General features: G+C 38.7%; 9 protein-coding genes. All 9 read right to left on the bottom strand.

All coding sequences use genetic code 11. The annotated features are described in order from the left end of the window. Nucleotides 1-4 precede the first annotated feature (4 nt). Nucleotides 5-1,012, bottom strand: a complete 1,008-nt coding sequence (locus G2999_RS00570; protein WP_010177666.1) for a YCF48-related protein — start codon at nt 1,010-1,012, stop codon at nt 5-7. Nucleotides 1,013-1,085: 73 nt separating this feature from the next. Beyond that, nucleotides 1,086-2,453, bottom strand: coding sequence for a DUF1329 domain-containing protein (locus G2999_RS00565; RefSeq protein WP_010177665.1), 1,368 nt, complete (start codon nt 2,451-2,453; stop codon nt 1,086-1,088). A gap of 12 nt (nt 2,454-2,465) precedes the next feature. Further along, nucleotides 2,466-4,556, bottom strand: coding sequence for a DUF1302 domain-containing protein (locus tag G2999_RS00560; protein ID WP_010177663.1), 2,091 nt, complete (start codon nt 4,554-4,556; stop codon nt 2,466-2,468). A gap of 171 nt (nt 4,557-4,727) precedes the next feature. Further along, entirely contained in the window at nt 4,728-7,361 is a 2,634-nt protein-coding gene (pepN, locus tag G2999_RS00555; protein WP_010177661.1) for an aminopeptidase N, read from the bottom strand. Nucleotides 7,362-7,370: 9 nt separating this feature from the next. Further along, entirely contained in the window at nt 7,371-8,837 is a 1,467-nt protein-coding gene (gene nhaC / locus G2999_RS00550) for a Na+/H+ antiporter NhaC (RefSeq protein WP_010177658.1), read from the bottom strand. A gap of 18 nt (nt 8,838-8,855) precedes the next feature. Further along, complete coding sequence (locus tag G2999_RS00545; RefSeq protein ID WP_010177657.1) at nt 8,856-10,190, bottom strand: sodium-dependent transporter; 1,335 nt, start codon at nt 10,188-10,190, stop codon at nt 8,856-8,858. A gap of 57 nt (nt 10,191-10,247) precedes the next feature. Further along, complete coding sequence (prc, locus tag G2999_RS00540) at nt 10,248-12,302, bottom strand: carboxy terminal-processing peptidase (RefSeq protein WP_010177655.1); 2,055 nt, start codon at nt 12,300-12,302, stop codon at nt 10,248-10,250. Between the two features lie 4 nt (nt 12,303-12,306). Next, nucleotides 12,307-12,939, bottom strand: a complete 633-nt coding sequence (gene proQ, locus G2999_RS00535) for an RNA chaperone ProQ (protein WP_010177653.1) — start codon at nt 12,937-12,939, stop codon at nt 12,307-12,309. A gap of 14 nt (nt 12,940-12,953) precedes the next feature. Continuing rightward, the gene (locus G2999_RS00530) at nt 12,954-13,241 is read right to left on the bottom strand and encodes a hypothetical protein (RefSeq protein WP_010177651.1); all 288 of its coding nucleotides are present in this window, start codon (nt 13,239-13,241) and stop codon (nt 12,954-12,956) included. Between the last annotated feature and the right edge of the window lie 63 nt (nt 13,242-13,304).

Below are 13,304 nucleotides of genomic sequence, written 5' to 3'. Positions count from 1 at the left end.
ATTCTTATTCTGTTAGTTGAGCTAAACCATTGCTGGTTACCGCAATCAAATTATTGTTAATCGATAATGCATTTAGTAATGTTACTTTATTACTATTTTGCTTTACTGATACTTGAGGATCATCACAATCAGGTGATTCATCTAATGATAAATAGTCAATAGTCGCTACATAACCGTTATTACTTAATACTAATAATTCTTCATCAACCACCAATAACGAATTAACTGAACCTGTGTGGCATAAATCAATACGTACCCAATCTTCATTAGTGTGCCTCATGAATAAATTCCCACGAAGACCACCTGCAAACAATATGTCTTTAGATAACGTAATATCAAAAAAGGAGCCATCATACTCAATATCAATTCTTTCCCAAGATCTACCTTCATTAATACTTTTCGCTAACATACCTGATTCACCAGCCATATACACAGTGTTATCAAATACATATAAACGATTAAAATGAGGTAATATAGATTCTAATTCTTGTTTGTAGAATTCCTCACCATCAAATTCACGTACTTCTTCTAAATATTCAATATCATCTGGGTGTAATAATGTCGAATGAAGTTCTGTTGTCCATGTCTTGCCGCCATCACTTGTTCGCATAAAACTGCCATAAGCGCCAGCTACAATACCATTTTGAGCATCAAAAAAATGAACATCCATCAGTGGATGCTCTTTTTCAATATCTTGATATTGAACTTCCCACGTGGCACCAGAATCACTTGAATGAACAATGGTAAAATCATGTCCCACAGCCCATAGCAAATTATCAATACGAGTGACAGCGGTTAAAGTAGCTCTGGTTGGAACAAGTATTTGTTTGGCGTCAACAGCTGATGTACCAATTAAAATATGACCTCGCTCACCTACGGCAATATATTGATTTGATGAGAGAGATGTAATATCAAGTAAAATAGAGTCGCTAGACAAAGATGCATCAATAGAATCGTTAGCAAAACTGGTTGCTGAAAAGATTAAAGACAACGCGAATAAATGCTTAAACATAGTAGCCCTAAAAGAAAAAACAGTTGGCCTAAAAGTAAAACGGTTGGCCTAAGCCAACCGTTATGAGTGTTGCTTATCGTTTACCTTCTCTACGCAGCGCCTGCGGAGTAAACATACGATCGTTAAGTTCTGAGTTAAAATCATACATATCTTCTTCGTTATCTAAGCCAGTGGCTAAGTAACGACGAGAATTTAAGTCATGATAAATCTCAAGTGTAGACCAAGGCGATGGTACTTCGTAATAGTTTAAGCCATAAGCTAATGCTACACGATACAAACCACCACGATCATCATATGAATCTGCTACTAAAATTTGCCAGCTATCTTCATCAATATAGAAAACACGTTTGCCATAAACATGACGAAACTCTTCTTTTAATGTCGCTTCAACCACCCACACACGATGTTTTTCAAAACGTGTTAGTTCAGGATTGACGTGATGCTGTTTTAATACATCATCATAAGATAACTGGTCACTATGAATTTTATAACTATTATAAGCAACATACATCTCTTGCTTACCTTTGAGTTCCCAATTGTATCGATTAGGGGAACCGTTATACATATCGTAATCATCAGTAGTACGTAATCCATCAGTGGACGATCCTGGTGTATCATATGCTACATTTGGTGCACGGCGAACTCGACGTTGACCGGTATTATACGTCCACGCTTGGCGAGGGGTTTTTACCTGATCAACCGTTTCGTGAACAAGTAATGCTGTACCGGCTAATCGAGAAGGCTTAGTAACCTTTTGTTTAAACTTAAACAAAATATTATCTTCCATCAGCTGCTCTGCGGTAAAACCTGCATCAGAATACTTAATCATCAACTGTTCTTCAAAACCGATAACAGTATAATCACCACTTTCTGTAACAGCAGCTTGACCACCAAATCGAGTGATGTTTTCACCACGGAAACGCAAAGTATGATTCCAAACCGCTTCTAAACCATTCTCAGGAATTGGGAACGGGATCCCCATGATCGCATTCTTAACACCATTGCCACCAGGAATTAATTCAGCATTAACAGCGTTTTGTTTAGTTGCTTCATAGACAAAGTCTGGGTAAGAAGCACTACGGCGTGTAGGATAAACCGGCATCTTATATGTATCAGGATAGGCTTCAAATAATGCCATCTGACCTGGTGATAAGAAATCAGCATACTCTTTATAGTTAGCTGCTGTAATAGTATAAAGCACTTGGTCATCAGCAAACGGATCTAAATGATGGTCTCCCACTTTGTAACCAGCAGGTGCAGACGTGATACCGCCTGTCCATGCTGGAATAGAACCATCAGCATTACCTGCTTTGATTGCACCAACAGGTGTTAATTCATTACCTAATTTTGCAGCTTCTGCTGACGTAACTTTTGCAGAAACAGCGCCGCCATAAAGAGCAAAGGTAAGGGCTGTCGCTATTATGCTTATTTTTTTTATCATGTTAATACCCAATTAGTAAGAATACTTGAAGTTAAGAGAGACTAAATCACGATCCGCTAACGCATTAGTCGTGCCAATCCCACCCCAGAATGCATTATATGATACTGAAACTGAATACTTGCTTAAGTAATCAAATGTCCCTGTAAAACTAGCTGATTGACGATCTTCTGTAAATAAGAATAACGGATCAGGTGTGGTGCCACTGACATCATGTGCATATGTAGCACGTGTACGCAAATTCACTCCACCAAAAATGTTATTGTAATCAGCTACAGCTAATAAACGATAACCCCATGCTGTTTGTGTCGCAAACGGATTTGTCTCTGGACCATTAGATAATCCGGTATGTAAACCTTCACCAACTGAACCTGTAAATGTGTTAGGTTCTAGAGATGGTGTTCTAGCAGTACCTGGTGCATTTAAACGAATCACTTCAGGATCTGGGAAATCTAGCACATCAACATAAGCAAACTCGCCAAGTAATACCAGATTATCAGCTCCTAACATAGGGCCAAATATATGTGATACAGTAAATTGGGCTTGGAAAGTATCCGACAATAAATACCCTGCGGCATATTCACCTAAACCAGTAGTTCCTGGTTGACCATTAGGAAGAACAATATTATTTAACTGAGATATACCCGCTAAATCAGGACGAAGACCAGCATTTGCAAGCTGCTCTGGCATCGCCATGTATAACAGTTCAACATCATCAATTTGTAAAGGTTCATCTTGACGGTAAGAAAACTCACCAGATAAGCCAGTTTCGCCAATATTAGTATTAAAAGATGCACCAAATAACGAGATATCTTCTGGATAAATGAATTCAGCTTTGGTGAAAGCACGTAGCTGTGTAATATTGTCTTTAGTAACTTCGTTACCCGCTAAGAAACCTAAATCTGCACCGATACCCGCAGCGCTGAAATCTGATGTTATACCAGACACTAAAGGTCGTGTGCTGTGGTAATTAATGTGGTAAAAACCAAACTCAGTTTGATTTAACTCGGGTACATACCAAGACAATTTCAAACCGTATTGCCCGCTATCTGATGCATCCCTATGGGCATCTTCAGAGTAAGCACGGACAGCAACCTTAGTTGGATAAGCTAAATAAGCAGCAGATAATGCTGAGCCAGGTGTCCCCGCTCGAAGTGCATCACCTAAACCATTTAACTCAGATAATAAGAAATCTAAGTGAATGTCAGGATTACCAGAAAAACCTAACTGAATGTTAGAGGCTTGACCACCCTCGCCTGCAAAATCATTTGTGGCAAAGTAAGAACCCGCAACAGGTAAACGAGAAGCTTCCCAATCATATTGGTAATAACCCGCGATAGAGACGTTGTCAGTCACACCTAATGAGGCATATACCATTCCCACTGGAATAAATACTTCTTTAAGTTCTGCACCTGGTGTACGAGCACGAGTAACATCAACTGGATTAGTCGTGTTAATACCATGCTGTATGAAAGTTGATTCACCCCAGCTAATTACTTGGTCACCGACGCGAACGGTTAGAGGCATTTCACCCACATCCATATCAGCATAAAAGAAGAAATCTAATAATCGTAAATCTTCACAAAGTTGTTCACGGGATTTTTTAGTCGCACATAAGTCGATTGAATCTCCACCAATAGGACGATCCCAGTGATTATTATCACTAGAAGTGACAAAGTCCTTAAAGTATAAGCCACGCATGAATAAGCCCATATTTTCATACTGGAAATCGATTTCATGAGAGCTGGAAACTTGAAAAGAGAACATATCACCTGGGTCGTTCATCAAGTTACCTAAGTCACCATTGGTAGAATAACTACCACGACCATCGGCAATGCCCCATACATCGGCGTTAATGTATATATTGTTGCCTAATGCCGAGTAACCAGACCAATTAAAGTCTGGTAAATTAGAATTACCAATTAAGCTTAAATCACGATCCTCGACTCGATATGCAGTACCAACTGTAAATGTTGAGTCTATCGTAACGGTCACATCGCCAAATTCAAAATCCGCAGCATTAACCGTTACCGCACTACTCGCAAGTAGCGCTGCAACACCGAGTGCTATAGGGGATTTTCTGAACAGGTTGGGTCTATGTGTCATATTTTTATTCTCCTAAATTGTCTTTATATCAGTAAAAACAATATATTAAAGACCGGAACTTATTGTTATTAACAAAATAATTACATTAATTTAATCGTTGTGCAAGGACTAATCCTACCAGTATGAGTGTTTAGCCCCTATTTTTTTATTATTTGTATAAATAGATTACATTTATTCTTCAAACTGTAAGATACTTTTTGACACTTTCTCAAATAAATCTTTACTTAATCCACGATTATCTAATAAGCGTCGCAACTGCTTAACCATGAGGGCCTGTCTTTCTGGAATATGAAGCTGCCATTGAGTTAACGGTGTAATAATACGAGCAGCGACCTGTGCATTCACACTATCTAACTTCATCAAATAATTAGTTAGATATTCATATCCTGAACCATCTGTCGCATGAAAACCGCACACATTAAAAAAGGCAAAACTACCAATTAATGCCCTTACCTTATTTGGGTTTTCAATGCTAAACATAGGGTGAGCTTGTAATAGTGTTAATTGAGATAAAATATCATCTCTCTCAACGGTTGCGTGAAGTGAAAACCACTTATCCATTACTACAGTATCATGTCCCCAGTCTTGCGAAAATTTATCCATCATCAAATTGAAGTTATCATTATTCGCTAATTGTCCAGACTTAAGACTCGATAACGTATCAGTCATATTATTACTATGCGTAAAATGTGATTGCGTAAGATGTTGATGTTGTGGCAGGTGCGCCAGTAACTGTAATAAAACCCCCGTTAAGCGTCTATTATTGACTTGGTGCTGTTCATAAGCATAAACGGGTGTAGAGTCTATTAATGCTAGGTAATTATCTAGAAATAATATTTCAAACTCATGCAATAAGTACAGGGTAATTGCTCTTTTAGCTTGATGCAGCTGTAAAATATCTCGTTGTGGTAGTGCTTGAAGTAGCGATTCAGTACTTGGCAATGATAACAGCTCAGCCAGTAATTCTGGCTTTGACATGTTTTCATCCATCCATGCATGAAGTGTATGTAACTGTAAAAAATCATGCAAAGTATGATTCACCAGAGATTGGTCCGATAACGTTATATGATGATCCGTTAAGTGCTGAGCTGCTTGTATAAATAACCCTTGCATCGCTTCCCACTTTACAAAATCATCTTGACTCAATTTGATAATTTGTAAACGCTGCGCGGGTGTAAAATGCTGGCTTACTTTAACGGGTGCTGAAAAACCATTAAATAACGTTACGATGCTGGCCTCATCTACATTGGAAAAAGTAATTGAGGCAGACTCTGTAGACATTACCACCACACCGTTTCCTTGGTCTTCATTAGCCAATATAAGAGAACCATCCACATCCAGACATTCATATTTTATCGGTAACACTAGTGGGTGCTTTTCTGGTTGGGCAGACGTAGTTGGTGTGTTTTGCACTAATTGTAACGTTAATAAACGCTTTTCATTATCATATGATTGTTCAACAGTGACCACAGGAGTACCAGATTGACTATACCATCTTGAAAATAATGATAAGTCATAATTATTTGCATCTTGCATAGCTGCAACAAAATCATCACAGGTGACTGCTTGGCCATCGTGACGATCAAAATACAATGTAATACCCGCTTTAAATCCTTTATCACCTAATAAAGTATGCATCATTCGAATTACCTCAGCACCCTTGTCATAAACAGTAACGGTGTAAAAGTTATTCATTTCAATGACTTCATCTGGACGAATAGGATGAGACATAGCTGACGCGTCTTCAGCAAACTGATGAGACCGCATCACATTAACTTGTTTAATTCGGTTACTTAACGCAGATGTCATGTCATCACTAAAACATTGATCGCGGTAAACGGTTAAGCCTTCTTTTAAACTCAATTGAAACCAGTCGCGACACGAGACACGATTGCCTGTCCAATTGTGAAAATATTCATGCGCGATAATCGACTCAATATTAAAGAAATCTTCGTCGGTCGCTGACTCAGGCTGAGCTAAAACAAACTTACTATTAAAAACATTGAGCCCTTTATTTTCCATAGCTCCCATATTGAAAAAATCAACAGCGACGATCATATAAATATCTAAGTCATACTCTAAATTAAATGTTTGCTCATCCCATTTCATCGATTTTTTTAATGAGTCCATGGCATGATTAGCTTGGGCTAATCGACCTTTTTCAACAAATACCTGTAAGCTAACTTCGCGTTGAGAGCGAGTCACATAAACATCTTCAAGGACATCAAAATCACCGGCGACTAACGCAAAAAGATATGCAGGTTTTTTAAAAGGGTCATGCCACGTGACAAAATGGCGATCGTTAGGTAATTCACCGGAATCAATAGCATTACCATTGCTTAATAGGAAAGGATAAGCGTTTTTATCTGCTGTGATTGTAACCGTAAATACAGATAGCACATCGGGTCTATCTAGATAATAGGTGATCCGTCGAAACCCTTCGGCTTCACACTGTGTGCAGAAAGTATTAGATGCAAAATATAACCCTTCAAGTGCAGTGTTAGATTGAGGCTCAATTTTAGTCACAATAGTTAGCGTAAAACATGCAGGTAAACGCCTTACAATTAGATTATTGTCAGATAAATCATATTGTGACTCATTTAATGTAACACCATCTAGCAAGATTGAAATCAGCGCCAGATCATGACCATCTAATATCAGCTCATCTAATGCGTTTGGATCGATTCTAGAAACCGTTAACTGTGACGTGACATGGGTGGCGTCAGGTGCTAAGTCAAAGGCTAAGTTTACGTTGTCGATCGTGAACGTGGGAGCTTGATAATCTAAACGTTTTTTTACCTGCATGCCACATCCTTATTGAGCAGTTTTGATCACAGATTCCGGTGGTGTTAATTTAAGGATCTTTATCCCTAAATACGCATATATTACCGCAAGCACTGGATTTATTAAGTTGAAGAAGGCAAAGAAAATATACGAAAAAGGATGAACCAGAAGCACACTATGCATGTAAGCACCACAGGTATTCCATGGGATAAGTGGTGATGTTAGCGTGCCTCCATCTTCTAAACTTCTAGATAAATTAAGCTGGTGAAATCCTCGTTCAGTGAATGCATCTTTATACATACGTCCTGGCATCACAATTGAAATATATTGGTCGGCAGTAATAATGTTGGTGCCCAGACAAGTTAAAATTGTACGAGACACTAATTGCCCTGCCGAAGTGGCCCCTTTTAAGCAAGCAGCGACAATACGGTTAAGCAGGCCCACATGTTCTAACACGGCCCCAAAAGACATCGCACAAATAATTAGCCAAATCGTGTTGAGCATTGACGACATGCCACCGCGCGAGAGTAAATCATTCAAATTATCATCAGGTGTACTGAAAACGACACCATCAAATAAAGCAGCCCAAACAACAATGATTTGATTTACCCAACCAGCGTGCTCAGTTGTCACTAAAGAAGTAATTAATTCCGCTTGAAATAACAGCGCCCATATACCACCAATTAAAGCACCAATTGCGACCGCTGGAAATGCTGGCATCTTTCGAATAGCAAGAGTGAGTAAGACCACTAATGGGATCAACATTTCAATCCCTAGCACAAAATATTGGTCTAACACGGTTTGCATCTGTTCAATACGCTCAGCAGAACCTGCGGTATCTTCACTAAACCCTAATATTAAAAATAATATAAGCGATAGAATAAAGCTTGGTACAGTGGTCCATAACATATAACGAATATGTTCAAACAAATCTGTACCAGCAATCGCTGGTGCTAAGTTGGTAGTTTCTGATAAAGGGGATATTTTATCGCCAAAATAAGCCCCCGACACAACCGCTCCTGCTGTTATTGCTAATGACATTTCCATCCCTGTAGCAACACCAATTAACGCAACACCTACCGTTGCTGCTGTCGTCCAAGAACTGCCAATACTCATAGCCACTACCGCACAAATTAAGCAAGTAGCCGTATAGAAAAAAGAAGGATTTAATAAATCCAAACCAAAATAGATTAAAGTGGGCACTGTCCCTGCCAACATCCATGTGCCAATCAGCGATCCTACCGCTAATAAAATAAGACACGCACCTAAGGACATGGAAATGCCTTTGACTATCCCTTTTTCAATACTTGCCCATGTATGACCATTTTTCAAGCCGATAACAGCAGCAATACCCATCGCCAGTAATAAAGCAATTTGGTTTGGCCCATAAGAAGAGTTATCTTCAAATAAGTACACTGCAGAACCCATCATGAAAACTAACAACACTAATGGGATCATTGCATCCATTAACGTAGGTGATTTAATATCCTGTGACATATTGATTTCCTTAGCGAGTTAGATAACTGAACGAATAAACATCACAGCAATTATGATCGGACAAACAAATTTCACATAAACCGGCCATATCTTCCAAAATAAAGAATGCTCAGCGCCAGAAAAACCGGATTTTAATTCTGTTAAAATATGATGGCGTTTCCATATCCAGCCTACAAAAATACACATTAATACGCCTAATAACGGTTGTGAGTATTGTGTGGTGATGCTGATAACGAATCCAAATAAATCGCCGAAATTTAAAATGATGATGGTACTGAGAGTTAAAATAAAGGCAGTCATGAACCAAACTGAACGGTTTCTAGAAATTTGCTGATTCTCAACCAGATAAGACACTGGCACTTCTAACATAGAGATAGAAGATGTTACCGCTGCAATACTCATCAACGCGAAAAATACACATGCGATAATGACACCTATAAAACCAATCGAAGCAAATAAGTTAGGTAACACGTTAAATATCAGAGCATCCCCTTCAATTAATGCACCTGTTTCAGTAAAGATAGCAACACCATTGGCTTGAGCAACATACATAGCTGGAATGATTAACATTCCCGCGAGCACTGCAACACCGATATCCACTAAAGCAACCGAAGCACCTAGCACAGGTAGATTTTCGTTTTTAGCGATATAAGAGCCATACACCAACATAGTGCCAACACCCAAAGACATTGAAAAGAACGCCTGGCCCATGGCACTAATTAATAGGTCTTGGTCAAATATTTTATTAAAATCAGGAATAAGATAAGCACGCCATCCATCAATCGCGCCCTCTTGAAAAGAGACATAAATAGTCAAGGTGACAATAAGTAATACCAACGTAGGCATTAGACGAACGGACCACTTCTCAATCCCTTGTTTTACCCCTCCTGAGACGATCGCAGCGGTAAAAATTAAGAATAACAAACAAAATAACCAATTTCGTCCAACAGAAAAATCGAGCAACCATGTTAATTGCGATTTATCTGTCATGAAAGACAGCACTGACTCTATAAGATACGCCAACATCCAACCGGCAACAATGGCGTAAAACGATAAAATAAGTGACGCGGTTAACGCTCCCCAGAATCCGACAAAACGCCCTACTTTTGAACCGGTAATATTTTCTAAGGCGTCTACGACATTAGCGCGAGTTGCACGACCGATGATAAGCTCAGCCATTAACACTGGATAGGCAAGAAAAAATGCTAAAACAAGGTAAACCAGCACAAAAGCCGCACCACCATTTTGAGCAACTTGTGAGGGAAATCCCCATATATTACCTAAACCTACGGCAGAACCTGCCGCAGCTAGAATAAAACCAAGACGAGAAGAAAACTCACCGCGAACACTCATGGTATCCCCTTTTTATTATTGTTGGGATAGTAACGTGTTCCTAGACGACAGACTGCGTTAGGATTTTTTACTATTTATTACAAATTTACCCGTGGCAATCAAATCATATGTGATATTAGCTGCCTCATCTAGGAAAGGGTCTATATCTAATGCATCTTCAGGAAGATCTTCCATAGATACAATAGGTTCTAGGCCCTTACGGAGCAAACGTTCATTTGTACGAGACAAACGTTTAGATTTACTCTCTTGCTGTTCAGCTAATCGCTCAGACTCAACAAGAGAAATATAATTTTTATCTTTGTTAGCTTGGTATTCTTGAATATCAGAAAATATGTAAGCAAACTCAGGATTCTGCATAACACGTTTATTATGTTTCGCCGTTAACACATCAATCGCATCTTGCGTGTGTGAGAAGGTGGTATAATTAGCGCGGTTAATGCGGTCATAAGGTAGTGCATTTTCTTCTTGGCTTTCACCCCATTCTTCAGGAATAACCGCTGAAGGATAGAGAATATCTGGGATAACACCAATATGTTGAGTGCTACTGCCGTTAATACGGTAAAATTTTGCTATGGTAAATTGGATACTGCCTAAAGGATTTTCATTTAAATCATAATAACGACCTAACCCTTTGTGACGTTGCACTGTGCCTTTTCCAAATGTCTGTTCACCTATTACTATAGCTCGATTATAATCTTGCATAGCAGCAGCAAAAATCTCTGAAGCAGAGGCACTGTAACGATCCACCAATACGGTTAACGGTCCATCATAATGAATAACACCATCATTATCTCGTTCAATTTGCACATTACCGGTATGAGTTCTTACCTGTACTACGGGTCCACTATCAATGAATAACCCGGTAAGGGTTCTAGATTCATTTAACGATCCGCCCCCATTACCACGTAAATCAATGATAATCCCACTAATATTATCTTCTTTTAAATCACTAATTAATGAGCGCACATGACCTGTCAAACCATTATAAAAAGACGGGATTTCAATCACGCCTAAAGGGGCAACATCACCAGCTGATGATTCAGGTAAATACACTTTTGATTGGGCTTGTTGGTCTTCAAGTTTGACTTTATCTCGGACTAGCTCGATGATTTCATATTTCTTTGACTCGCTATCACCTTTCAACACTTGTAATTTAACCGACGTACCTTTAGGGCCTTTTATGAGTTCAACGATTTCATCTAAACGCCAACCTACTACATCGACAATTTCACCCTTGTCTTGACCGACACCCACGATTTTATCTTCAGGTTTTAATTTCCCAGATTTATCCGCAGGACCGCCAGCGATAATTTTTCGTACCACTGTATGTTCATCTTCAATTTGTAAAGACGCACCAATACCTTCAAATGAAAGATTCATTTGCATTTGGAATCGTTCAGCATTTCTAGGAGATAAATAACTGGTATGTGCTTCAATTGAACGCGAGAAAGCATTCATTAGACTTTGAAAAACATCTTCTGAATTCGTTTGATAAAGACGTTTAATATTGCGTTGATAGCGTTTTTTAAGTATTTCTTTGGCTTCTTCTAGTGTTTTATCTGCAAGTTTCAGATTTAACAAATCATATTTAACTCGTTGACGCCATAACTCATTCATTTCTGATTCAGTTGAAGCCCATTGAGCATCCTCACGATCATAATAAAATTTGTCGTCAGCTTGATTGAAATCATATTTATTATTTAACAAGCTTAATGCATATTCTAAGCGAGATTCACGACGTTCTAAATTGACTTGATAAATGGTATATGCCGCACTCAAATCACCTTTATTCAGTGATTCATCAAAAGTATTGGCATATTTTTCAAACGTTTGAATATCAGAGGCTAGAAAAAAGTTTTTATTAAAATCTAAATTTCGTAAATAACGGTCAAAGATTTTTTCAGACAATTCATCATTTAATTGGAATTTTTTATAATGATTTCGAGCATATGTATTTAGAATCCGCTTCGCAGACTTTGCATGTTGTGCTTCCGGGGATAAAATAGGTAACGCTTCTATTTCAGGCGTCGACTCTGACACCGCTGCTATGACAGACATAGACAGCAAAGAAAGACTCACAACACTAAGTAATGGAGCGAAGCGTTTTTTCATATAGTTATTTCCCGTGATTCATTAATCGTAATTGGTCCTGACTAACTTTAACAATCATGCCTGTATTTAACTGAACCTGAATGCCATCTTTTTGAATATCAGTAATCACAGCAGGCATCGGTGATTTGCCGACTTTAACAGAGACAGCGGTCCCCGCTTTCAAATCACTCTGCGTCAATTTTACAGCAACTGGCTTAGGGGTATTTTTTGTTGGACTGTTTGTTTTAACTTTCGAACCCAACACTTTATGTTTGTAGTTCTTATTCGTCGGCGCTTTCTTTTTGGGAGCGTTCTTTTTACTCGCGGCGACTTTTGCTTTGCTTGTTTCAAGCTGCGAAGCAGCAAAGTCAGCATGTTCTTTGTCGATCACATCGCCTTCAACACCATCTAAGTCGACACGGTGAGCATTCTCTTTCAAAGATTCTAAATAGCGCCAAGAATTCGTATAATGTCTGAGTGTTGAACGTAACGTTGTTTTTGAAATGCGTTCATCGTTTTCTAAACGTGTCACTAAATCCTGAAAAACACCAATTTTTAGAGGCTTAGCTGGACCTTTTGTAGAGAAACAATTCGGGAATAATTCAGCAAGTAAAGAGATGACCGCTTTGCTGTCGGTAATTTTTTGAGGATTTTCCATTAATATTTGATTTTTTAAAGCTCATCGATGAGCGTATCATCCCAAGATGTGAGCAAATGATCAACCCAATCATGCAGATCATCATCATCTATTTCTACGATTTGTGGTTCGTTAACCCAAGTTTCCCAACAATAATGTAAACATTTCTCAATACTCTCAACGGGCATATCTTCATCCATCTTGTCATATACCAAGTGTAACAAGGTGTTAAGTGAGTCACTTGCGTCAACCGGATCAGAATGATAATCGAGCATATCTTCAGGAGTTGATAGCACAACATGAATATCAACTAAATACTTCATGAGGCAACACGTTCTATATGTTGGGTTAACAATTCAGCAATCGCGACTAAGCCAGTTTCATCT

This window comes from Glaciecola sp. HTCC2999, assembly GCF_000155775.1.
Lineage (GTDB): Bacteria > Pseudomonadota > Gammaproteobacteria > Enterobacterales > Alteromonadaceae > Opacimonas.
The sequence above is the reverse complement of the archived record's forward strand: the minus strand, read 5'-3'. Positions and strand labels throughout refer to the sequence as shown.